The organism is Pseudomonas sp. LBUM1671, from assembly GCF_059695685.1.
This window is the reverse complement of record NZ_CP166782.1, coordinates 4,199,264-4,223,886: the sequence shown is the minus strand read 5'-3', so window position 1 is coordinate 4,223,886 and position 24,623 is coordinate 4,199,264. Positions and strand designations below refer to the sequence as shown.

Annotated in this window: 17 protein-coding genes; 9 read left to right on the top strand and 8 right to left on the bottom strand. The window is 61.0% G+C overall.

Annotation, left to right across the window (positions count from 1 at the left end; genetic code table 11):
• Positions 1-29: 29 nt before the first annotated feature.
• From pvdO to pvdM, 3 genes are all read right to left on the bottom strand, one after another.
• Entirely contained in the window at positions 30-908 is an 879-nt protein-coding gene (pvdO, locus tag ACA060_RS19575; RefSeq protein WP_497312625.1) for a dihydropyoverdine dehydrogenase, read from the bottom strand.
• 216 nt (positions 909-1,124) lie between these two features.
• Complete coding sequence (gene pvdN, locus ACA060_RS19570; protein WP_497312623.1) at positions 1,125-2,405, bottom strand: pyoverdine-tailoring periplasmic protein PvdN; 1,281 nt, start codon at positions 2,403-2,405, stop codon at positions 1,125-1,127.
• 30 nt (positions 2,406-2,435) lie between these two features.
• A complete protein-coding gene (gene pvdM, locus ACA060_RS19565) occupies positions 2,436-3,785 on the bottom strand; it encodes a pyoverdine-tailoring dipeptidase-like protein PvdM (protein ID WP_497312621.1) in 1,350 nt (449 codons plus the stop codon).
• Between the two features lie 252 nt (positions 3,786-4,037).
• Between pvdM and pvdP the strand changes: the two genes are divergently transcribed.
• A complete protein-coding gene (gene pvdP / locus ACA060_RS19560; protein WP_497312620.1) occupies positions 4,038-5,666 on the top strand; it encodes a pyoverdine maturation tyrosinase PvdP in 1,629 nt (542 codons plus the stop codon).
• A gap of 137 nt (positions 5,667-5,803) precedes the next feature.
• Here the strand turns inward: pvdP and ACA060_RS19555 are convergent, their stop codons facing one another.
• From ACA060_RS19555 to ACA060_RS19545, 3 genes are read right to left on the bottom strand one after another with little or no spacing between them, the layout of a single operon-like run.
• The gene (locus ACA060_RS19555) at positions 5,804-7,198 is read right to left on the bottom strand and encodes an efflux transporter outer membrane subunit (RefSeq protein WP_497312618.1); all 1,395 of its coding nucleotides are present in this window, start codon (positions 7,196-7,198) and stop codon (positions 5,804-5,806) included.
• A gap of 7 nt (positions 7,199-7,205) precedes the next feature.
• Entirely contained in the window at positions 7,206-9,179 is a 1,974-nt protein-coding gene (locus tag ACA060_RS19550; protein ID WP_497312616.1) for a MacB family efflux pump subunit, read from the bottom strand.
• Entirely contained in the window at positions 9,179-10,351 is a 1,173-nt protein-coding gene (locus tag ACA060_RS19545) for an efflux RND transporter periplasmic adaptor subunit (RefSeq protein ID WP_497312614.1), read from the bottom strand. The genes ACA060_RS19550 and ACA060_RS19545 overlap by 1 nt, the downstream gene beginning before the upstream one ends.
• A gap of 321 nt (positions 10,352-10,672) precedes the next feature.
• On the opposite strand from ACA060_RS19545, the gene ACA060_RS19540 reads away from it, so the two are divergent.
• From ACA060_RS19540 to ACA060_RS19515, 6 genes are all read left to right on the top strand, one after another.
• Positions 10,673-11,155, top strand: a complete 483-nt coding sequence (locus tag ACA060_RS19540) for a sigma-70 family RNA polymerase sigma factor (protein ID WP_497312612.1) — start codon at positions 10,673-10,675, stop codon at positions 11,153-11,155.
• A 122-nt stretch (positions 11,156-11,277) separates the two neighbouring features.
• The gene (locus tag ACA060_RS19535; protein ID WP_497312610.1) at positions 11,278-12,615 is read left to right on the top strand and encodes a lysine N(6)-hydroxylase/L-ornithine N(5)-oxygenase family protein; all 1,338 of its coding nucleotides are present in this window, start codon (positions 11,278-11,280) and stop codon (positions 12,613-12,615) included.
• Between the two features lie 518 nt (positions 12,616-13,133).
• The gene (gene mgtA, locus ACA060_RS19530; RefSeq protein WP_497312608.1) at positions 13,134-15,836 is read left to right on the top strand and encodes a magnesium-translocating P-type ATPase; all 2,703 of its coding nucleotides are present in this window, start codon (positions 13,134-13,136) and stop codon (positions 15,834-15,836) included.
• Between the two features lie 103 nt (positions 15,837-15,939).
• On the top strand, positions 15,940-16,347 hold the full coding sequence (locus tag ACA060_RS19525) for a response regulator (RefSeq protein ID WP_497312606.1): 408 nt from the start codon (positions 15,940-15,942) through the stop codon (positions 16,345-16,347).
• 142 nt (positions 16,348-16,489) lie between these two features.
• On the top strand, positions 16,490-17,110 hold the full coding sequence (locus tag ACA060_RS19520) for a response regulator (protein ID WP_497312604.1): 621 nt from the start codon (positions 16,490-16,492) through the stop codon (positions 17,108-17,110).
• Between the two features lie 36 nt (positions 17,111-17,146).
• On the top strand, positions 17,147-20,335 hold the full coding sequence (locus ACA060_RS19515) for a transporter substrate-binding domain-containing protein (RefSeq protein ID WP_497318308.1): 3,189 nt from the start codon (positions 17,147-17,149) through the stop codon (positions 20,333-20,335).
• A 3-nt stretch (positions 20,336-20,338) separates the two neighbouring features.
• On the opposite strand, the gene dkgB is transcribed toward ACA060_RS19515, so the two are convergent.
• Positions 20,339-21,142, bottom strand: a complete 804-nt coding sequence (gene dkgB, locus ACA060_RS19510; protein ID WP_109633387.1) for a 2,5-didehydrogluconate reductase DkgB — start codon at positions 21,140-21,142, stop codon at positions 20,339-20,341.
• Positions 21,143-21,378: 236 nt separating this feature from the next.
• The gene (locus ACA060_RS19505; protein ID WP_497312602.1) at positions 21,379-21,918 is read right to left on the bottom strand and encodes a PaaI family thioesterase; all 540 of its coding nucleotides are present in this window, start codon (positions 21,916-21,918) and stop codon (positions 21,379-21,381) included.
• Between the two features lie 225 nt (positions 21,919-22,143).
• Between ACA060_RS19505 and ACA060_RS19500 the strand changes: the two genes are divergently transcribed.
• Positions 22,144-23,010 carry a pirin family protein gene (locus tag ACA060_RS19500; protein WP_497312600.1) on the top strand — a complete coding sequence of 289 codons (867 nt, stop codon included), beginning with the start codon at positions 22,144-22,146 and terminating at the stop codon, positions 23,008-23,010.
• A gap of 131 nt (positions 23,011-23,141) precedes the next feature.
• A complete protein-coding gene (locus tag ACA060_RS19495) occupies positions 23,142-24,584 on the top strand; it encodes a mechanosensitive ion channel domain-containing protein (RefSeq protein WP_497312598.1) in 1,443 nt (480 codons plus the stop codon).
• The last annotated feature ends 39 nt before the right edge of the window (positions 24,585-24,623 follow it).

Here is a 24,623-nt window from a genome sequence, read left to right as displayed (position 1 = left end):
GCTAGCTCCCACAGGATTGGGGTTATGGCTTACAGGTCGCGCACAATACGGAACCCCATCCAGTCGCCACGCTCTTGCGGGTACTGGCTGTTACGGTTGCCCGAGCGGGAGAACACCGGCGCTTCGCCCCAGTCGTTGCCACGAATGCGCACGGCTTCACAATTGGGTTCTACCCAGGCGCTGCCATCGGTGGGTGCACCGACGTAGTTCGGGTGTTCGCAGTCTTCGACCCATTCGTAGACATTGCCGTGCATGTCGTACATGCCGAACGCGTTCGGCGCGTAGCTGCCGACCGGCGAGCTGTAGCTGTAACCATCCGCCGGCCCGTAGGTGTTGGCGTGTTTACTGATGCTGTACTCCTTGCCTTCATCGAACGGGAAGGGAAACGGACCCTTGGTGCCGCCGCGTGCGGCGTATTCGCGTTGGGCTTCGCTGACCATGTGGTACTTCTGACCGGTCTTTTTCGAGAGCCAGGCGACGTAGTTCTTCACATCATCGAAGTTCATGCATACCGCTGGCTGACGCGGACCTTGCGGATAACGCGGCTTGCTGGCGACGCACTCGCGACCCGGCCGGGTATCGCCGTTGGCGATGGTCACGCCGCTCTCGCGCACGTAGCTGTCCCATTCACCGGCGGTGACCTGGAAACGGCTCATGGCGAACGGTTTGGCGAAGGTCACTTCGTGCATCGGACTTTCGTCGGGCTCGCGACCGACTTCATCATCCGGCGTGCCCATGGTGAAAGTGCCGGCGGGCAGCACGACCATTTCCGGGCAGTCGCGGCAGTCCTTGAACACTTTGCCGGGTGGCGGGGCGGTGGCCGCCTGGGCGGCGGTTGGTAATAGACCGGCGAGGAGGGCGGTCAGGGCGAGTGCCTTGAGCGGCACGGTTAATAGATCTTGGTTCATCTGTCGTCTCGATTTAAAAGAAAACGGGGTCACTGTGGTGAGGGTGCGATCCTGTGGAATGGGGCTTCTGTGGCGAGGGGATTTATCCCCGTTCGGCTGCGCAGCAGTCGCAAACCTGCTGGCTCGCTGTATCTGAAGAAGTGCTGGGGCGGCTGCGCCACCCAACGGGGATAAATCCCCTCGCCACAGAAGCCTTCAAGCCACAAGGGGGCAGCATTAGACGGTTTTGCTCAGCAAGGCCATGAAGCGGTCGATGTGGTTCTCGGTGTTGAGCAGGCCCGGCGCGATGCGGATCACCGGGCCGACGTCGCGGTCCACCGAGTCGCAGACCACGCGGTTCTCCATCAACTGTTCGGCGATTTTTCCGCAGTCGCGGTCCTTGATTCGGAAGAAGGTGAAACCGGCCGACAAGTCCGGGCTCTTCGGCGTGACCAGTTCGACGTGCGGGTGTTCCAGCAAGCGGTTTTTCGCATAAGTGTTGAGGGCATGGATGCGCGCCTGCACCTCGGCCTTGCCCAGTTCCAGGTGCAGCTTGAACGCTTCGTCCAGCGCCCAGCGGTGTTCGAAGCTGTGATAACCGCCGGGGGTCATGATGGTCGAGAACGTGGTCGCTTCGGAGAAGGTCGGAATCGTCGGCGTCACATCCTTGAGCTCGGCGGAACGGGCGCAGATGATCCCGGTGCCGCGCGGGCCAAACATCCATTTGTGGGTGCCGGCGATGAAAAAGTCGCAGTGCATGTCGGGGAAGTCGAGGTCTTCAACGCCAAAACCGTGCACGCCATCGACCACATACAGAATGCGATCCTTTTCCTCGCGGTTGCGATTCTGCTCCTCCACCAGTTTGCCGATCTCGCCGATCGGCAGCTTCACACCGCTGCCGGACTGCACCCAGGTCATGCCCAGTACACGGGTTTCGGGGCGGATGCCTTTGGCGATCGAACCCAGCACCTCATCCGCCGACACCTTGTGACTGTTCTCGAACAGCTTGAGCTTTCGCACCTTGACCCCGTCCTTTTGCTGGCGGTAACCCAGGGCGTAGTTGGTGGCGTAGTGTTCGTGCTCGCTGGTGAGGATTTCCTGATCCGGACGCACATGGATGCCGCCATAGATCAGTGACAGGCCTTCGGTGGTGCTGCCGGTCAGCGCGATCTGTTCGGGCTTGGCCTTGAGGTAACGACCGGCCCAGACGCGCACCGCTTGCTCGCGTTTTTCGGTTTCGCCCAGGTCCCAGTCCATTGCCAGGCCCGGGTTGCGGTCGAGGTTGGCGCGGTGGCGTTCAATCGCCTCACGCACCGGTCGAGGGTGGGACGTCACCAGGAAGTTGGCGAAGTGCAGGTAATCCGGATCCTGGTCGAACAACGTACGCAATTGCGCCCATTTGTCCTTGGGCAGCGGCGTTGGACTGGCAGCCAGTGCCTGTAGATTCACGGCAGAAGCCAGGGGCAGGCCTGCGGCGAGAATACCGGCCTGCTTGAGGAATGAACGGCGGTTAGTCATGAGCTCGGTTCGCTTTGGCAAAAGAGGGCATCAGTTTTTCGCCATCGGTCTGGACGACTTCTGCACCTGGTCCCAGACCCGCAGGAAATTCCCTCCCCAGAGCTTGGCGATATCGTCCTCGCTGTAGCCGCGACTGATCAGCTCGGCCGTCACGTTGCGTGCTTCGCTGACATCCTTCCAGCCGTCCAGACCGCCGCCGTCGTTGAAGTCGGAACTGATGCCGACATGGTCGATACCGATTTTTTTCACCGCGTAATCAATTGCGTCGCCGTAGTCCTTGAGGGTGGCTTTCGGTTCTTCGTCGACGATGGCGTAGAGTTGGCTGGCGTACTCGCCGAAACGTTGCTCGGACCAGACGGTGATGATCGGATCGCCCGGCATCAGCGCCATCTCCAGGCCTTGCAACGGTTGCAGGTCGAAGCGTGCACGCAGGGCGTTGAGTTTGTCCTGAGTGGCCTGGCTCAGCGGGCGGATGTAGGTCGGGAAGCCGACAATCTGCACCACGCCGCCGCTGTTCTTGATCAGCTGCATTTCCTGGTCGCTGAGGTTGCGCGGGATGTCCACCAGGGCGCGCGGTGCCGAGTGCGAGGCGACCATCGGAGTACGGCTCAACTGGGCGACTTGCTCCAAAGCCTTGGTCGACATCTGCGAGACGTCGATGATCACGCCGAGGTCGTTGAGGCGATGCACCGCCTGTTTACCGATCTCCGACAGGCCACCGAGGGCGTCTCGCGAATCATTGAAGAACGGCAGCGGTCGGGACGAATCCGCCCAGGCGTTGTTGCCCACGTAACTGAAACCGAACATGCGCATGCCGCGAGCGGCCCAGGTGTCCAGGGCGTTCAGGTCGTTGCCCAGCGGGTAGGCGTTGAGCATGCTCATGAAGATCGCGAACTTGCCTTCGCCGTGCAGGCGGCGGAAATCGTCCGGGGTATAGGCGATGGCGACCTGGTTGGGGAAGTCGCGAACCATCGTGCTGATGATTTTGTAGCGGGTTTCCTGCTCGAAGCGGGCTTCGTCGACGAAACCGGCGGTGGGGCGATGGGGGGCATTGGCGCCGTTCCAGATTTCCGGCCAGCCGAAAATCGTCAGGGCCGCGCCGGACAGGCGACCGCGGCCGGTCTTGACCAGGTCAAATTGGCCGGTGCCGTCCTTGTCCGCTTCATTGCCGGCGGTGCCGAAGTCCAGCGGGACGGTGACGTGGCTGTCGAAGGAGAGGATGCGCTCTTGCAGCTCATCGGCCTGTTTCATGACGTTAACCGGGTAGCCGGGATTGTCCTTGAACCAGTAATCCCAAACCGCATAGCCTGCCCCGGCACTGATCGCCAGGGCCAGAGGCAGGCCGATGTAGAGAGCCTTTTTCGAACGTGGTTTTGTCATTGCCATCTCAGTCAGGTTCGCCGCCCCGGTGCGGGCGCAGGGGCCTTTGCTATCTGGGAAGAACGAGTGGCCCGGTTGGAAATTTAGTGGGGCTGATGGCCCCATCGCGAGCAGGCTCGCTCCCACAGGGGATCTTCGGTGTTCACCCAATCCTTGTGGGAGCCAGCCTGCTGGCGATGCTTTTAAATTTCTGCGGGCAACAAACGTTCTAGCTTGGATAAAGCCTGCTTCATGGCTGACACAGGTAGGGCAATGACGATTTCTCGACGATGGTTCATGGCAGGCCTGGCGCTGACCGGCGCCGCCGTGCCTGCGGCTTTTTATGGGCATCGCGAATGGACGAAACCGGATCCGACGATCACCCCCGGCGAAGCTTCATTCGATGTGGCGGATGTCGCCGGCCAGCATCTGGCGAATACCTTGCGCGGCGTCTGGCAGATTCGTTTCGAAGGGCGTGACGCCGGTATCGAAGGCCTGCCTCGGGACGGGCTGGAAGTGTTTCTCGACGTCGGCCACAAAGGGCGCGGCTTGATCGGGTTCCTCGACACCGCCCAGCGTTTGCGCTCCAGCGAAGAGCCGCGCTACCGGGTGCTGGGCGATCTGGCAGAAGCCAAGCCGGCTGAACTGAGCTGGCGGCTGGTCAGTGCCAGCGCCGCCAATGGCACGCCGGATTACGAATTCAGCATGTCGCTGGACGAAGTCTGGGCCGGTTTCGGCAATGCCGGCAGCGGCACGCTTAGTGGGCGGGTGTTGAACCTCGATCGTCCGCTGATGATGACCGCCCAGGACAATCGCTTCATCGCGGTCAAACGGGTTTTTCCCGAAGCTCGCGAGCGAGCCGGTCTCAACGCCCCGCTGCTGGCGTGGCTGGTGTCCGCCGAGCATCGGCTGTTTCACCAGCTCTGGCATGCCTCGCGGGACAAGTGGCACACCCTGTCAGAAGACAAGCGCAACGCCCTGCGTGGCATTGGCTGGCAGCCGGGCCCGCGAGACAAGGAGCGCGATGCCCGTGGCACGCGCAAGGATCGCAACGGCTCGGGCGTGGACTTTTTCTTCATGCACCGGCACATGCTGGGCACGGCGCGTTCGATGCAGGACTTGCCGTCGTGGCAGCACTTTCCGCTGCCACAGCCGGAACTGGCCCGGGATCGCATCGGTTTCGCCAATTACTGCGACAACCACGACGGCACCGCGCTGCCGCCGACCTGGCTGGCCGATGACGATGCCGAGTATTCGCAATGGGTCAGCGACATCAAGACGGCCGAGACGTATCACAGCAACTTCCAGGTCTGGGAGTCGCGCTACCGTGATCCGCGTTATCTGTCGAAACTCACCCTGGGGCAGTTCGGTTCAGAGGTTGAACTGGGGCTGCACGACTGGCTGCACATGCGCTGGGCCTCGGTGCCCCGTGACCCGTCCAATGGTCAGCCGGTGCCGTTTGCGCGGGATCCGGCAGATTTCTCCGCGCGCTGGTATGCGCCGGAAAACGACTTCCTCGGCGACCCGTTTTCTTCCCATGTAAACCCGGTGTTCTGGCATTTCCACGGCTGGATCGATGATCGCCTGGAAGACTGGTTCCGCGCGCATGAGCGTTTTCATCCGGGGGAGGTCAGTCGGCTGGAGGTCAACGGGGTGGCGTGGTTTGCGCCGGGGCGTTGGGTCGAGGTGGATGATCCGTGGCTGGGGCCCAGCACCCATGGCTGCAGCACTACGCCGGGGTTGCAGGCGGGCAAGTCGGTTGAGATGGACCCGGAAACCATGAAACTGGCGCTGCGCATCACCTTTGGCGAGGACGAAAAAAAACTGGCGGACCTGTTCCGCAAAGTGCCGCAGCGACCTTGGTATGCGCGGCATTTGAAGGCCAAGCCGATCACCACTTAAGCAGGTGATACCGCGTTATCGTTCAATCGCGAGCAGGCTCGCTCCCACAGGTTATGTGTCGTGCCTACAATATGTGGCAAACATAGAACCCTGTGGGAGCGAGCCTGCTCGCGATGGCGTATCCACTTGCGCCGCAGTTACAGCGTCTGCCACCCGCCGCCCAACGCCTTGTACAGCGCAATACTCGCCTGCAACCGCGACAACCGCAGCTGCACGTTCAAATCCTGCGCCGCATACAGCGTGCGCTGGGTCTCCAGCACCGTCAGCAAATCCTCGGCGCCAGCCTGATATCGGCTTTGCGCAATATTGAATGCAGTCTGTGCCTGGTTCAGCTCCTCGCTTTGCCACTGGCGCTGTGCATCCAGCCCGCGGATGCTGTTGAGGGCTTTTTCCACGTCGGCGAAACCGTTGATGATCGCCCCGCGATAGGTCTCCAGCAGTTCTTCCTGGCGGGCCGTGGCTTTGTCGCGCTCGGCGCTCAGGCGGCCATTGTTGAACACCGGCGCAAGCAATCCGGCGGTGAGGTTGTAGAAAGGATTGCGCAGCATATCCGCCGCACGATCCGCGCCCGACCCCAGTTCCGCGCTTAACGTCACCTTCGGCAGCATCGCCGCGCGGGCCACGGTGATGTCGGCTTGCGCGGCGGCCAGTTGCGCTTCGGCGCGGGCGATGTCCGGACGCCGGGTGAGCAGTTCGCTGGGTGCGCCGGCCGCGATGGTCGGCCATGACAATTGATCGAAGCGTTCCTGCCCCAGAGCCAGCTCCTGAACCGGCCGGCCGAGCAGGGCGGCCAGACCGATCAGCGCGTCCTGCGCCTGCTGCTGCACCAGCGGCAATTGCCGTTGTTGCGCCGCCACCAGGCTTTTCTGTTGCGCCAGTTCCAGCGCCGTTGCCGAGCCTGAATCGAAGCGCGTCTGCACCAGTTTCAACACGTTCTGCGCGTTCGCCAGGTTCAGCTCGGCGATGCGACTTTGTTCACGCAGCGACAAGGCCTGCGCGTAGGTATTGGCGACGCCGCTGAGCAGCGTCAATTCCACGGTCGCCTGATCGAACTCGCTGGCCTGCAACGCGAATTGCGCGCTGTCACGGGAAGCCCGTTGACCACCCCAGAAATCGATTTCGTAAGTGGCGCTGAGGCTGGCATTGAAGTAATCGACGGCTTTGTTGTCGCTGTCGGCGTCGAGCTGGCTGTAACCGTTACCGCGCAGCAGTTTTTGCCGATTGGCGTTCAGGGCACCCTTGACCTCCGGTAGCTGCGAACCCCCGGCAACCACCGTTTCGGCTTGCGCCTGGCGCACCCGCGCGATGGCCGCGGCCAGGTCGTAACTGCCGACCCGCGCCTGTTCGATCAGTTGATCCAGCTGCGGGCTGCCGAACTGCGTCCACCATTGCAGGTTGCTGCGGGTGGCGCTTTGCGTGTGCGGCGATTGCCAGGAAGAGGGCGGCTGGATGCCGCTGTCCGGGCGCTGGGCGGGTGTGCCGCAGGCGCCGAGCAACAGGCAGAGGGTCAGTAAACTCAGTTGCGGCTTCATGGAGAGATCATTCACTGGTAAGGGCCGTGACCGGGTCGAGTCGGGCAGCTTTGCGGGCCGGCATGAAGCCGAAGACAACACCGGTGACCAGGGCGCAGCCGAAGGCGCCGAGCACCGCTATCAAAGAGAACGCGACAGCGACTTCGCTGAGGATCAGCACACCGCCGACGATCAGCGCCAGGGCAATCCCGGCGAGCCCGCCGACTACCGACAGCATCACCGCTTCCGTCAGGAATTGGCGGAGGATGTCGCGCTGACGGGCGCCGGTGGCCATGCGGATGCCGATCTCCCGGGTGCGTTCGCGCACGGTCATCAGCATGATGTTCATCACGCCGATGCCGCCGACCAGCAGCGAAATCGCGGCAATCGAACCCAGCATCAGCGACAGGGTGTTCTGCGTGCGCGCTTCGGCCTGGATCATCGCGGCGTTGTTGGTCAGCTCGAAATCCTTCTTGCCGTTGTGCAGGCGCAGCATCAATTGCTCGATGGCGATTTCGGTCTCCTTGACCTTGCGCGCGTCGGCGGCGGCGATGGCCACGTATTCGGGGTTGTGGGTGCCGAACAACCGCACGCTCGCAGCGGAATACGGGATGGCGATGCGGTCGTCGCTGTCGGAGTCGCCAGAGCTGGCGCCTTTTTCCGCGAGCACACCGACCACCTGAAACGGCACGTTCTCGATCAGGATGTATTGGCCGATCGGGTTGGCCACATCCTTGAGCAACTTGGTCCGCACCTTGTGACCAATCACCGCGACTGCTGCGGCGTTGCGTTCATCGTCCTCGGTGAAATAGCTGCCTTGCACCACCGGCCAGTTGAAGATGGCCGGGAAATTAGTGTCGTTGCCGCCGACGTAGCTCAAGTGGTCGAGGTTGCCGAAACGCACTCCGGCTTCCTGGCCGTTGACCGGCATGATCCGCGTCACCTGCGGCAGGCTGCCCACCGCTGCGACATCGTCCAGGGTGACGATGCCCAGCGGCGTTCGCGGGTTGGGCGATGAGCCGCTGAGGTAAATGATGTTGGAGCCGAACGCGCCCATTTGCGCCATCACCTGGCGCTTGCTGCCTTCGCCGACGGCCAGCATCACCACCACCGACGCGACGCCGATGATGATGCCAAGCAACGTCAGCGCCGTGCGAAAGCGGTTGATCCACATCACCCGCCACGCCGCTTGCACCGCATCGATCAGCTCGCCTTTCCACGCGCCGGTGGCTTGCGCGCCTTCGGTCAGGCGCTTGCGCAGATCCACCGCTTGCAGCGCGCCGGGGTTGGCCGAGGTCTGTGCTTGAGGATTGTCGTAGGCGCTGTCGCTGATGATCAGCCCGTCGCGAATTTCGATGATGCGTTTGGCCCGGGCCGCGACTTCGCGGTCGTGGGTGATGAGGATCACCACGTGGCCCTGGCTCGCCAGTTCGTCGAGCAGGGTCATCACCTCGGCGCCACTGTGACTGTCGAGGGCGCCGGTGGGTTCGTCGGCGAGGATGATGTGGCCGCCGTTCATCAAGGCGCGGGCGATGGACACCCGTTGTTGCTGGCCGCCAGACAGTTGATGCGGACGGTTGCCGGTGCGCGAAGCGAGGCCGAGACGGTCGAGCAGGGCGGCGGCACGGGCGTGGCGTTCGGCGGCCGGGGTGCCGGCATAGATGGCCGGCATCTCGACGTTTTCCTGGGCCGAGCCGGACGGGATCAGGTGATAACCCTGGAACACAAAGCCAAAGGCTTCGCGGCGCAGCCAGGCCAGCTCGTCGCTGTCGAGGGCGGCGACGTTTTGCCCGGCGAAACGGTATTCGCCCGATGTCGGGCGGTCGAGGCAACCGAGGATGTTCATCAGCGTCGATTTGCCGGACCCGGAGGCACCGACAATCGCCACGAACTCCCCGGCATGGATCGACAGGTCGATGCCGCGCAACACGTGAACTTCCGGTGAATCACCGCCGCCATAGGCTTTGCGGATGTCCTGCAGGTCGATCAGGGGCGTGTGCATCAGCCGCCCCTCCCGTCGGCCGGGCCGATCAGCAGGTGATCGCCTTCCTCTAATCCGTCGAGGATCTGCACCCGCAGACGATCGCTGATGCCGGTGCGCACGTCGCGCTGCTGGATGCTGCCGTTTTCGGCGACGACCTGGGCGATTTGCCTATTCGCTTCGGTGCCGGCCTGCAACGCCGCGACCGGTGCGGTCAGGGTATTTTTCGCCTGATCGGAAACGAAGAACACCTGGGTGGTCATTTCCGCCATCAACGCGTTGTCGGCGTTATCGACATCCAGCAACACCGTATACAGCACCACGCGCGCGCTGCCGCTTTTGCTCGAGCTGGCGGGACTGCCGCCGCCCTGACTGGTCTGGTCCAATGGCTTGGGTGGCACCGGCAGAATCTGCCGCACGGTGCTGCTCCAGCGTCGGTTGCCACCGCTGAGGGTGGTAAACCAGGCGCTCATGCCGGGTTTGACGTGGCCGATGTCGGCTTCCGAGACTTCGGCCCACACGGTCATCGGCGACAACTTGGCGATGCGCAAGATTAAGGGTGTTTGCTGCTGGGCGTTGAGGGTCTGGCCTTCACGGGCGTCGAGGGCGACCACGGTGCCGGACATTGGCGCGTAAATCCGCGTGTAACCAAGTTCGGCCTGATCGCTGCGCAGGCTGGCCTGGGCCTGGCGGATCTGCGCCTGGAACATGTCGATGCGCGCCTGGGTGGCGCGCAGTTCGGCCTGGGCTGTTTGCACGTCTTCTTCACGGGTCGCGCCACCGGCCTTGAGGTTCTGCTGGCGCTGGAACTTCTGCCGGGCCAGTTCGTGCTGGGCCCGTTGTTCCTGGAGCTGCGCCTTGAGGTTCTCGATGGAGTAGCGTCCGGCGTCGAGCTTGGCCTGCTGGGTGGACGGGTCGATCTCCACCAGCAGCTGGCCTTCCTTGACCACGTCGCCCACTTCCACGTGAATCTTCTGGATCTGCCCGGACGCCTGGGCGCCAACGTCGACATAACGCCGCGGTTGCAGGGTGCCCAACGCGGTGACGCTGCTTTCAATGTCGCCACGGCTGACTTGCACGGTGGCGAATTTATCCCGGCCAGGCGGGATCACTTGCCAGGCGGCGATGGCGATAACGGGGATCAGACAAAGTGCTACAAGCAGGGCGCGTCGGGTCTGTCGGGGACGTTTCATGCAGGGTTCCGGCCAATGGATATCGGCCCGTCGTTCAATCTGCGCAGATAAACCGGCGACAGCCGAACGCTGTCGGGGAGCCGACAGACACGGGGAGCTGTCCTGTAAACGAGGAAAGGGGCGGGGAATTTAGGCGCGGACACATAGGGTTACAGGTGTAGCACAAGACTATTTATCGGGTAAGTCAAACCAACACTTTAAATCTATATGAGAATTACTATAAATTACGCGGCTTGAACTGCCACCATCTTGCCACTGCCTATGTCGGCGGTCGCCGAGGTGGCTCAAGGACAGAAACCGCACCCTGTGCGGCCGGGAGTCATGTTGGAAAACTACTATCGCGAGCTGGTGTGTTTCCTGAACGCCAAGCTAGGCAACCGTCAGGTGGCCGAAGATGTGGTGCATGACGCTTATCTGCGAGTACTGGAGCGTTCCAGTGATACGCCGATCGAGCAGCCCCGGGCCTTCCTTTATCGCACCGCTCTGAACCTGGTGATCGACGATCATCGGCGCAATGCCTTGCGCCAGGTCGAGTCGCTGGACGTGCTCGACAACGAAGAGCGCTACTTCACGCCATCCCCGCACAATTGCCTCGACCACGGCCAGCGCCTGGAAATGCTCCAACGTGCCTTGGCGGAATTGCCACGGCTGTGTCGCGAAAGTTTTCTGCTGCGCAAGATCGATGGCCTGTCGCACCCGGAAATTGCCGAGAACCTGGGCATCTCCCGCGCGCTGGTGGAGAAGCACATCGTCAATGCCATGAAGCACTGCCGCATACGGATGCGCCAGTGGGACGCCCATTGATCCCTTCTCTCTAAATTTTTTTTCATTGTCCTCGTTCCTACTCAACAGACGACCTGCTGTCCTGCATCAGGTCACTTAGGCTTATTCCCCTTGTTGAGGGGTTCATCCAGAGGACACTGGAAATGACACAGGCAATTGCATCGCCCATCGTTCACGACCTGATCGGCGTCGGTTTCGGCCCTTCGAACCTGGCGCTGGCCATCGCTCTGCAAGAGCGCGGGCCGAGCCAGGGCGAGCTGGATGTGCTGTTTCTCGACAAGCAGCCCAACTACAGCTGGCATGGCAATACCCTGTCGACCCAGAGCGAGCTGCAGATTTCCTTCCTCAAGGACCTGGTGACCCTGCGCAACCCGACCAGCCCGTATTCGTTCGTCAACTACCTCAAGCATCACGGCCGTCTGGTGGACTTCATCAACCTCGGCACCTTCTACCCGTGCCGCATGGAGTACAACGACTACCTGCGCTGGGTCGCCGGCCAGTTTGAAGCCCAGAGCCGCTACGGCGAAGAAGTGCTGACCATCGAGCCGGTGCTGCACAACCAGCAGGTCGAGGCGCTGCGGGTCATCTCTCGCGACGCCACGGGTCATCAACATGTACGCACCACCCGGTCGGTGGTGGTCAGTACCGGCGGTACGCCGCGCATTCCCGAAGCGTTCAAGGCGCTGAAAGATGATGGCCGCGTGTTCCACCACTCGCAGTACCTGGCGCAGATGGACAAGCAGCCGTGCGTGAACAATCAACCGATGAGCATCGCGATCATCGGCGGCGGGCAAAGCGCGGCAGAAGCCTTCATCGATTTGAACGACAGCTTCCCGTCCGTGCAGGTCGACATGATCCTGCGTGGCTCGGCGCTGAAACCGGCGGATGACAGCCCGTTCGTCAACGAAGTGTTCTCGCCGGAGTTCACCGACCTGGTGTTCCAGCAGGCGAGCAGCGAGCGTGAGCGCCTGGTCAACGAGTACCACAACACCAACTATTCGGTGGTGGACATCGACCTGATCGAACGCATCTACGGCACCTTCTATCGCCAGAAAGTCTCGGGCATTGCGCGTCACACCTTCCGTACCCTGACCACTATCGAAAAAGCCACCGCCACCGAGCACGGTATCGAACTGGCGTTGCGCAACAACGCCACCGGGGAAGTGACGGTTCGTCTGTACGATGCGGTGGTATTGGCCACCGGTTACGAGCGCCAGATGCACCGCAAACTGCTGGCGCCGCTGGAGCAATACCTGGGTGATTTCGAAGTGGATCGCAACTACAAACTGATCACCGACGAGCGCTGCAAGGCCGGCATCTATATGCAGGGCTTCTGCCAGGCGAGCCATGGTTTGAGCGACACACTGTTGTCGATCCTGCCGATTCGCGCGGATGAGATTGCAGGTTCCTTGTATGACCATGGCAAGAACCGTGGGCATAGCCGGTCGGTGGTGGATTTGTTGTTGGCCACTGCCAGCTAAAATGTGTGGCGGCTGTGAGGCCGTCATCGCGGGCAAGCCCGCTCCCACAGTTTGATCTATTGGCACAAAATCTGTGTTCACTAGAGATCCCTGTGGGAGCGGGCTTGCCCGCGATAGGGCCCTCAATAGCAGCACAAATCTTGAAAGCTGAACCCTTCCTGAAGAACCCTGCAATTCCCCCGCCACCCACCGTTCCTTCGTTTACTCTCCAGAAGTCGGGGCGTAAGCTTCGCGCGTTTTCATCAATAGTGGAGACCCTCAGTGGGTACTTGTTCGAGTGACAGTAGTCGGCCGGTTTCGATAACCGGTACCTTCCCGGCAAGATAACGCGCAGTCTTTGGTGCCGTTGTCTCGCCTGAGAGCGAGTAGCGGCCTCCCGATCGAGCCAGTTGCGGCCCGACTCCCGATGTCCCTCTCATCGACGCCTGATCGTGTGTGATGTTCGACGTGCCTGTCGTCATCGCAGCGACTCGACACGCCTGCTCGAAGGTCTCCCGGCTGACCCTGGGGGCAACGCCATGAACCTTACCCTGCTCAAGGAATTCTTCGCCGGATTCCTGCGCACCCGTCACATCGGCCGGCACTTTCGCCGACTGGCGCTGCTGGAAAGCTTCACCGACACCACGGTCAGCCGTGAAGTACCGCCAACGCTGGCGCAAACCCTGGTCACCGCAGCTAACAGCGACACCGGCGCCTTGCTGAAAAAACTCGGCAGCCACACCGACGGCTTGAGTGAACAGGAAGCCGACACCCTGCGCGGGCAATTCGGCCTCAACGAAGTCGAGCACGAACAGCCACTGCCGTGGTGGACTCACCTGTGGCACTGCTACAAAAACCCGTTCAACCTGCTGCTGACCTTGCTCGCGGTGATCTCCTTGCTGACCGAGGACATGAAAGCCGCCATCGTGATTTTCTCGATGGTGGTGCTTTCGACCTTGTTGCGCTTCTGGCAGGAGAGCAAATCCAACCAGGCCGCGGACGCCCTCAAGGCCATGGTCAGCAATACCGCCACGGTGCTGCGCCGGGAAGCGCCGCGTACCGAGCTGGCGATCAAGCAATTGGTGCCGGGCGATCTGATCGTGCTCTCGGCCGGTGACATGATCCCCGCTGATTGCCGGGTGCTCAGCGCCAAGGACCTGTTCGTCAGCCAGGCGGCGATGACCGGCGAATCGATGCCGGTGGAAAAATTCCCGCGCCAGCAGGACCGCGACAGCGGCAATCCGCTGGACCTCGACAACATCCTGTTCATGGGCACCAACGTGGTGTCCGGTACGGCGATGGCGGTGATTCTCACCACCGGCAACAATACCTATTTCGGCGCCCTGGCCCAGCGGGTCGGCGCCACCGATCGTGCGCCGACCTCGTTCCAGACCGGGGTCAACAAAATCAGCTGGCTGTTGATCCGCTTCATGTTCGTCATGGCGCCGCTGGTGCTGTTCATCAACGGTTTCACCAAGGGCGACTGGACCGAAGCGCTGCTGTTCGCGCTGTCGATTGCCGTGGGCCTGACCCCGGAAATGCTGCCGATGATCGTCACCTCGACCCTGGCCAAGGGCGCGGTGTTCCTGTCGCGTAAAAAAGTCATCGTCAAACGCCTCGACGCGATCCAGAACTTCGGTGCCATGGACGTGCTGTGCACCGACAAGACCGGCACCCTGACCCAGGACAAAATCTTCCTCGCCCGTAACGTCGACGTCTGGGGCAACGACTCCGACGACGTGCTGGAAATGGCCTACCTCAACAGCTACTACCAGACCGGCCTGAAAAACCTGCTGGACGTGGCGGTGCTCGAACACGTGGAAATCCACCGTGAATTGAAGGTCGGCACGGCGTTTCGCAAGGTCGATGAAATTCCGTTCGACTTCACTCGCCGGCGCATGTCGGTGGTGGTCGCCGAGCGCGATCAGCCGCCTCTGCTGATCTGCAAAGGCGCGGTGGAGGAAGTGCTGGCGGTGTGCACGCGGGTACGTCATGGCGTTGTCGATGAAGCCCTCAGCGAGGAACTGCTGGCGCGGATTCGCCAGGTCACTGCTGCCTTCAACGCTGAAGGCTTGCGGGTGGTCGCGGTCGCCGCGCGTCCCATGATTGAAGGCCGCGACACGTACAACCTGGCGGATGAACAGGCGCTGACGCTGATCGGCTATGTGGCGTTCCTCGATCCACCGAAAGAAAGCACCGCCCCGGCCCTGAAGGCGCTGGCCGCTCACGGCGTCGCGGTGAAAGTGCTCACCGGTGACAACGAGCTGGTGACGGCGAAGATCTGCCGCGAAGTCGGCCTGGAGCAACAAGGCCTGCTGATGGGCAACGACATCGAGCGCATGAGCGACGCCCAATTGGCAGTGGCGGTCGAGACCACCAATGTCTTTGCCAAACTGACGCCGTCGCACAAGGAACGCATCGTGCGTCTGCTCAAGGGCAACGGCCACGTGGTCGGTTTCATGGGCGACGGCATCAACGATGCGCCGGCGCTGCGTACTGCCGACATCGGTATTTCGGTGGACAGCGCCGTGGACATCGCCAAGGAAGCGGCCGACATCATCCTCCTGGAAAAGAGCCTGATGGTGCTGGAGGAGGGCGTGCTGGAAGGGCGCCGCACCTTCGCCAACATGCTCAAGTACATCAAGATGACGGCCAGCTCGAACTTCGGCAACGTGTTCTCTGTGCTGGTGGCGAGCGCGTTCATTCCGTTCCTGCCGATGCTGCCGATGCACCTGCTGGTGCAGAACCTGCTGTACGACATTTCACAGATCGCCATCCCGTTCGATCACGTCGATGACGAAATGCTCAAGCAACCGCAGCGCTGGCAACCGGCGGATGTCGGGCGCTTCATGCTGTTTTTCGGCCCGATCAGTTCGATTTTCGACATCACCACGTTTGCCCTGATGTGGTACGTGTTCGACGCCAATACCCCGGACCACCAAACGCTGTTCCAGTCTGGCTGGTTCGTGGTCGGGCTGCTGACCCAGACGTTGATCGTGCACATGATCCGCACCCCGAAAATCCCGTTCCTGCAAAGCCGCGCGGCGATGCCGTTGATGGTCATGACCGGGATCATCATGGCCGTGGGGATTTTCCTGCCGATGGGGCCATTGGCGCACTACTTCAAATTGCAGGCGCTGCCGTCGCTGTATTTCGTGTTCCTGCCGGTGATTCTGCTGGCGTACATGGTGCTGACCCAGGCAGTGAAGGGCTTTTACATTCGGCGGTTCGGTTGGCAGTGATTGTCGGAGGCTGCGGCTATTTCAGAAAAGTCCTACAGAAACATCTGTGCGCCTCCCGTAGCCTCGCCGCTTCAAAAATCAGCTATTCACACATGAGGCTACGATGCCGAATAAAGCCTTGCGCATCCTGATCGCCGACGAGCAGCACTTTCACCGGATGATCATCGAGCGGCTATTCAACCAACTCGATTATTACCGGGTGGCACCGGTGCACGACCTTGCGTCAATGCTGACCCTGGTCGAGTACGGTTGCGAGCCGTTTGACCTGGTGGTCGTCAACGCCGCGCTGGGGGCAGGCGAGCTGGATTTGCTCAGTTACTTTCTCGATAACCGGCAGGTTTGCCACGCGCTGATTTTCGACGGGCAACAGGCGCAGTTGCCGCCGATTCCGGCCTGCGGGCAACAGAAAATTCGGGTGAGTCACGATGTGCTGCCTGATCTGGCGTGCATTCAGCAGTTGATGACGATCATTGACCCATCGCCGGAGTTTTATCAGCGGTATGCCGGGTGATGGCGGCGCACCGTTCGTCGGAACTGTCATTTCTTACAGGTAGAATCTGCCTTTCCTCCATGCAACAGTCTTGGCGCAGCCGTTGCGTCTGCCCCGGCGTTTTCCGGCGAACATTCGTTGAGTCTTTGCACAGGGAGTTGTCATGAAGGCAGTGCTGATTGTCGACGATCATCCGGTGGTCCGCGCCGCACTCAAGCTTGTCCTTGAACGGGAGGGTTTCAAGCAGATTCATGAGGCGGCAAGCGTTGGGGAAGCGTTGACGATACTGCGGGAGCATCCCGTCGATCTGCTGATCCTGGACCTGGTGATGCCCGGCGGCAACGGGCTGGATTTGCTTGAGCGAATCAGGGCGAGCGACTGGAAATGTGTGGTGCTGGTTTTCACCTCGCTCGATCCGCTGTTTTTCCAGGAGCGTTGCATGCGCGGTGGTGCCTTGGCGTACGTCTCGAAAACCAACAGCCTGGATCAATTGCACAAGGCCGTGCAAGCGTTGAGGGCGGGTTATACCTATTTCACGCAGTTGCTTTCCAGACCGATGAACCCGCTGCAACACAGCGAAAAAAAGTTGATCGATTTACTGTCCAACCGTGAGTTGACCATCTTGCAATACCTCGCCCGAGGCCTCTCCAACAAGGCGATCGCCGAAGCCATGAACCTGAGCCACAAAACCGTCAGCACCTACAAAACGCGTTTGATCATAAAACTGGGGGTGATGGCGGCGGTGCACCTGCGGGATTTCGCCATACGCAATCACCTGATCTGAGTGCGCCCGCCCGTGCGTGTATGGCTGCTGATCCTCATGGTGTGCCTCGTGCCGCCAGCGTCGGCCACGATCGCCAGCAAGCCTGAGCGCTTGCAGGTGCTGGGGCGTTCCACAGTGGAGGGCTACGAGGTCAGTCTGGATGAACAGGACCGCCAATGGCTGCGCAACAAACGCGTCTTGCGCCTTGGGGTGAGCGGGCCGGACTACCCGCCGTTCGAGGTGACGCGCAATCACGATGAGCTGGAGGGCATCACCGCTGATTACGCCATGCTCATTGCGCAGCTGCTCAACGTGCAGATCGAGGTGCTGCGTTATGTCACCCGTGAAGCGGCCATGGAGGCGCTTAAATTCGGCAAGCTGGATGTGCTGGGGACTTCGAACAACTTTGAACTGGCCGACCCCGAGCTGATCCTGTCCAGCGCTTATGCTGAAGATCAGCCGATGCTGGTCACCCGGCTGGACGAGCACATGCCCGCGGATCTGGCGGGCAAACGCATTGCCATGGCCGATGATTACCTGCCGGCGCAGACCGTTGAATCGTTCTATCCCGAGGCCAGCCTGCAGCGTTATCCGTCGACGCTCGATGCGCTCGGGGCGGTGGCGTATGGGCAGGTTGACGTCGCTCTCGTAGACATCTTCAGCGCCAATTACCTGATCAACAATAACTACCTCAATGACGTTCAGCTGATGGGGCCCTCGGGCCTCGACGCTAACCCGTTCGGCTTCGCGCTGGCTCGGGACAACCTGGCGCTGAAGGACCTCATCGACAAGGCGCTGGCGGCGATCCCTATGGATCAGCGCTCGGTTATCGAGCAGCGCTGGAGCGCCGGCAGGGCCAAAGTGGCGGGGCAGCAACGCGTGAGTCTGAGCGAGAGTGAACAGCGCTGGCTGGATCAGCATCCAATGGTGAAGGTGGGTGTCGTCGGGGACTTTGCGCCGTTGACGTTCTACGATACCGAGGGACGATTCAGTGGGTTGACGGCGCAATTGCTGAAGCTGATCAGCCAGCGCAGCGGTTTGAACTTCGACGTGTTGCGAGGCCAGACCCTGGACCAGCAGATCCAGCGCCTCAAGGCCGGCGAGATCGATGTCTTGCCCGCCATCATCCCCACGACCGAAGGCGTTGGCGGACTGCACTTTACCCGGTCCTATTTGATCAATCCGTACATGCTGGTCAGTGCGACTACCTCCGGTAACCCGAAGACGCTGGACGATCTGGCCGGTAAACGTCTGGCGATTTATCCCCGTCACCCGATGCGTGCGTTCATTCAGAAACAGGCACCCGATGTGCAGATGGTGGACGTACAAAACCCGGCCCAGGGTCTGGAACTGGTGGCACAGGAACAGGCCGATTTCGCGCTCAGTTCATTGTTCATTACCCGTTACCTGATTGCCCGGTATTACCAGGGCCGTTTGCGCATCAGCAGCACCGTGGGCGATGAGCCGGCGCGCATCGCTATGGCAACCGGCCGTGATGAATCGGTGTTGAACTCGATTTTAAACAAGGCGTTGCTGAGCATTTCGCCCGAGGAGATGGACGATCTGGTCGCCCGCTGGAGCAACGATGTCGTCGTGGATGACAGCTATTGGCTGCGTCATCGCCAAGGCATTTTGCAGGCGTTTGCCGCGGCCGGGGTCTTGTTGCTGCTGGCCTTGGGCTGGATCGCCTGGCAGCGTCGGCAGATCCGCCAGCGCCAGCAGTGGCTGCAGCAATTGCAGGACGCCAAAGACGCAGCGGAGGATGCTAACCGGGCCAAAACCACGTTTCTGGCAACCATGAGCCATGAAATCCGTACACCGATGAATGCCCTGATCGGGTTTCTGGAAATGGCCTGGAAGCGGGCAGAAGAGGGCGTGGCAGACCGTACGGCCCTTGAAGTCGCGTCAGCGGCCGCGCAACAGTTACTGGGGTTGATCGGCGATATCCTCGACATCGCCCGCATCGAGTCCGGGCATTTATCCCTGACACCTGAACGCGCCAATCTGCGGGCATTGGTGGAGTCGGTCTGCCGGGTTTTCGAAGGGTTGGCACGGCAGAAAAACCTGGAATGGCGTGTCGAAATGGACGCGCGCAGCGATCGCGACGTGTTGATCGACCCCACGCGCTTCAAGCAGGTGCTGTCCAACCTGTTGAGCAACGCGACCAAGTTCACCCGTGAAGGGGAGGTGAGTTTGACGTTGAGTGTGGTGCCCGGATTGTCGGGGCATCTGGTGGTCAATGTGCGCATTGAAGACACCGGCATTGGCATCAGCGCAGCTGATCAGAAGCTGTTGTTCAGTCCGTTCGTTCAGGGCGGCAACAGCCAGCAATCCGCCCGCAAGGGGGCCGGGTTGGGGTTGGTGATCAGTCGCACGTTATGCGAAATGATGGGTGGCCGCCTGGAGCTGCGCAGCGTCCTCGGGCAGGGCTCGAAAGTCGAGATCAGCCTGTCGCTGATCGCGTTGCAGCCGCTGCCCGCCGATGAATCGGCGAACAGGGCGCTGGTGCAGGTCCCCACGCGGTCCCTGACTGTTCTGGTGGTCGACGATCACTCGGCCAATCGCCTGTTGCTCTCAAGTCAGCTGAGCTACTTGGGGCACCGGGTAATGGAGGCCGAGGATGGCGAGCATGGGCTGGAACTGTGGCGTGCACACGAGTTTGACCTGGTCATCACTGACAGCAATATGCCGAGGCTCAGCGGTTATGAATTGACCGGTGCGATACGCGATGAAGAGTGTGCGCAAGGTTTGCCGCCGACGCTGATTCTGGGTTTTACCGCCAATGCGCAGTCTGAGGAAAAGGTCCGGTGTCTGGAAGCGGGCATGGACGATTGCCTGTTCAAACCGATTCGGCTGGCGGATCTGAGTAGCTGGTTGGCCGACTGGTTTTCAGAGATGACGAGCGAACAATCTTCATCGTCCGAGATGGACTTGAGCGAGCTGGAAAAATACGTCGGTGAAGACCGGACGTTGATTAATAAATTGCTGCGCGAACTGGCACTGACTAATCGAGATGACCGTAAAAACCTGCTTCAGGCACATGCCGACAACAATCTCCCCGGTCTGCGAGAGCTGGCGCATCGCATCAAGGGCAGTGCGCGCATGGTTCGGGCTCAACGGTTGATCGAGTGTTGCATGGTGCTGGAAAGTGCCTGCGCCGAAGGTCGCGCGACATTGATCGACGAAGCCGTCGATCAATTGCAGGACGCCATGCGCAGTCTCGAACAGAGGCTTGAGCAGGACTGACGCTTAATCCCAGTGCGGCGCGATGCCTTTGGGGCTGGTCAAACGATGGCCGCGCTCCAGGCTGGCGATCAACGCCATGTCGGCTTCGCTCAACTGCAGGGCGCAGGCTTGCAGATTGCTTTGCAGGTTGGCGCGTTTGGTGGAAGAGGGGATGACCGCGTAGCCCAGTTGCATGGCCCAGGCCAGCGTGACTTGGGCCGGGGTTGCCCGCAGTCGATCGGCGATTTGCTGGATGACCGGGTCTTTCAACACTTCGCCGTAGGCCAGGGTCATGTAGGACGTGATCTGGATGCCCTGACGCTGAGCAAACTCAACGACCTTGCGGTTTTGCAGGTACGGGTGCAGTTCGATCTGGTTGGTCGCGATGTGCTCGGCACCGACCGCCGCAATCGCCTGTTGCATCAGGTCGATGGTGAAGTTGGACACACCGATCTGCCGGGTCAGGCCCTGGCGTTTAGCTTCGAGTAAGGCGCCCATGAATTCTTCGACCGGCACTTGATCTTCCGGGGATGGCCAGTGGATCAGCGTCAGGTCCAGGTAGTCGGTCTGCAGTTTGCGCAGGCTCTCTTGGAGGCTGTCGATCAGCCGGTCCTTGGCGAAATTGGCGACCCAGATTTTGCTGGTGATGAACAGCTCTTCACGGGCGATGCCGCTGGCGGCGATGGCTTCGCCGACCTCGGCTTCGTTTTCATAGATTTGTGCGGTGTCGATCACCCGGTAGCCCAGCTCCAGGCCGGTGCTCACCGAATCGATGACCACCTGGCCTTGCAAGCGAAAGGTTCCGAGACCGAATGCGGGAATAGACATCAATGACTCCAGGGGTTGCAGTGGGAATGGGCAGGAGTATCCCCGCGTGCCTCCCTGGGAAAAACCGCTGGATGGGCAAAGCACTGTTTACCGCAAGTCATGAATCGTGGGGCAGCCTGGGGGATTGAGGGTGTCTGGTCTGCCGTCTTCGCGGGCAAGCCTCGCTCCTACAGGGGGCGGCGTTGCGTTTGTAGGAGCGAGGTTTGCCCGCGAAGGCCCCGACTCGGTCTCGGAACTTACCCCCGAGCCTCAAGAATCATGCAAGTGGTCGACCCGGTCGCATACAGTCGCCCGTCCACATCATAAATCCGCCCCTCGGCCAGCGCAGTGGAACGACCCAGATGCACGATTTTGCCCTCGGCCCGAACCGGTCCGCTGGTGCCGGTCAATGCGCGGACATAACTGATGCGCAAATCCAGCGTCGTATACCCCTGGCCCTTCTTCAGTTGCGTATGAATCGCGCAGCCCATGCATGAATCCAGCAAGGTCGCCGCATAGCCGCCATGCACGCTGCCCAGCGGGTTGTAATGCCGCGAATCCGGCGTGCCCTGGAAAATGAACAGCCCGGCCGACCATTCGATGGGGATGAAATCCATCAAGGCGCCGATGGGCGGTGAAGGCAGTGCACCGTCGCCGATACCCTCGAAAAACTCGGCGGGCGACAGCGCACTGACCTCGGCCATCGACAGGCTGCCCGGTCCGGAAAGACGCGAGCGTATGGCCTGTTCCTGGGCGATCCATTGGGCGAGGGTGGCGTCGCGGTTGGGGCTTTGCATGATGAGGTCCTCAGGCGGGAGCGGATATTATGGTTGTAATTTTGATCAATATTATGTCCGAAATAAAAACTCCGCCAGCCCCGTGTGTCGTCTCCTCAAGCAATGAGGAAACCTTCACCATTGTTCTCCAGATAGGACGCTGAGGTTGATTTTTGCGGTCTAGTGCATCATTGGGTTCGATTTTAAGCTGTATCCATCGCGTCAAACCACGAATTTGGAGACAGGATGAAAAATATCATCGGGATTTACACCAGCCCGCGGACCCACTGGGTCGGCGACGGTTTTCCGGTTCGTACGCTGTTTTCCTACGACAACCTGGGTAAACACATCAGCCCGTTCTTGCTGCTCGATCACGCAGGCCCTGCCGAATTCACCCCGACCACCGAACGTCGTGGTGTGGGGCAGCATCCACATCGCGGCTTCGAAACCGTGACGATCGTTTACAAGGGCGAAGTGGAGCACCGCGACTCCACCGGCAGCGGCGGCAAGATTGGCCCCGGCGATGTGCAATGGATGACAGCGGCCTCGGGGATCCTTCATGAGGAATTCCATTCCGAAGGCTTCGCCAAGCGCGGCGGCACCCTGGAAATGGTGCAGCTGTGGGTCAACCTGCCGGCCCGGGACAAAATGGCCGATGCCGGTTACCAGACGATTCTCGATGGCGACATCCCGAGCCTCCCGCTCAAGGACCAGGCCGGCAGCCTGCGCCTGATCGCTGGCGAGTTTGAGGGTCATACCGGTCCAGCGCGCACGTTTACGCCCATCGATGTCTGGGACCTGCACCTCAACGGCGGCAAGTTGTTGACCCTCGATCTGCATGAAGGTCGCAACACCGCGGTCGTGGTGCTGCGCGGCACGGTTGAGGTCAACGGTCTGGAGCTGGTGCGCGAAGGGCAGTTGGCATTGTTCGAACGCGATGGCCATCAGCTCAGCCTGGAAGCCAATGACGATGCCGTGGTGTTGCTGCTCAGCGGTGAGCCGATCGACGAACCGATTGTTGGTCACGGCCCGTTCGTGATGAACAGCGAGCAAGAGATTCATCAGGCCTTTGCTGATTTCCAGTCCGGCCGGTTTGGCGAGATGAGCGACTGAGCAAGTGTTGTACTGACAAAACCCGGCAGGAGCGAGCAGGCTCGCTCCTACATTGGTTTTGCACCAAACACTCCTACAATGTGCCCAATGTGTGAGATCTTCGCGCCATTGGCCTTCGCTGGAGTTGCTTGATGCTGTCACTGCTTACCAATCACCCCTTGATCAGCGCGCTGGTCCTGGTCCTGATCGATCTCGGATTGTGGCGCTTGATCAGTGCCAATGGCAGCAACTGGAAATTGGTCGTGCGGCTGGTGATTTTTGCATTGTTCAGCGTCCTGCTGTTCAACGAAGGCATGAACCCGCTGGAGCCGGCACCCTGGGTCGATAACGTGCCGCTGCACCTGGCGGCCACGGGGTTGCAGATTGGCTGGTGGCTGTTCGCCGCGCGCACATTGACGGTGCTGATCGGTGCGCTGATGATGCAGCGGGTCGGGCACACCGGGCGGTTGTTGCAGGATCTGCTTGGTGCGGTGATCTTCCTGATCGCGGTCATTGCCGCTCTGGCCTACGTGCTCGAATTGCCGGTCAAAGGCGTGCTCGCCACCTCGGGTGCGTTGGCGATCATCGTCGGCCTGGCCTTGCAAAGCACCCTCAGCGACGTGTTTTCCGGGATCGTCCTCAACACCACCAAACCCTACCAACTGGATGACTGGATCTCCATCGACGGCACTGAAGGCCGGGTCACCGACATTGACTGGCGGGCCACGCGCCTGCAAACCTCCCAAGGCAGCATGGCGGTGATCCCCAACTCGCTGGCGGCCAAGGCCAAGATCATCAATTTCAGCCGCCCCAGCGATATGTTCGGCGTTTCGATCAGCCTGCAACTGAGCCCGCACGCGCGCCCGCAAACGGTGCTCGACGCGCTGGAGCGGGCGATGCAGGGTTGCCGTTATCTGCTGAACAAACCGGCGCCAAGTGTGGCGTTGAAAGGCTCCAGCGCCAGTGGCGTGGAGTACGAAATCAGCGGTTTCGTGGTCTCGATGGATCAGAAACGCATGGTCCGCAATCTGCTGTTCGACCTCGCGTACCGGCACTTGCAGGCATCCGGCGTCAGCCTGTTGTCGAACGTCGAATCCAACGCACCTGCCGGCCTGTCACGGCCACGGGCGTTGCTGGACAGCTCGAACATATTCTCGACACTGCGTCAGGAAGAGAAAGAAACCTTCAGCCAGAACATGACGCTGCAAACCTTCCGTGCGGGTGACATGATCATGCCGGCAGGGGAGGTCAGCGATCACCTGTTCATCATCGAATCGGGTGTGGTCTCGGTGCAGTTGAGCCGTGGCGGGGTCAAGTTTGAATCCGGGCGCATGGGCCCGGGCGAGGTGATCGGCGAGGGCGGGATTCTGTCCGATACCGCACTGCCGGCAGAGTTCACCGCGAAGACGCCCTGCAGCTTGTATCGGATCGAGAAGGACTACCTAAAACCGTGCCTGGATGCGCGGCATGACATCAGCGAAGCGATGAAGGCGTTGCTGGATTTCCGCTTGCACAAGGCGCAGTCGTTGACCCAGGAAGTGCCGAAAGTGGTGGAGAAGAAAGGGTTTTTGCGCTGGTTGCGGAGTCGGGCTTAGCGATTTCGGGTGGATGGCCGCTGCGCGGTTCGCGAGCAG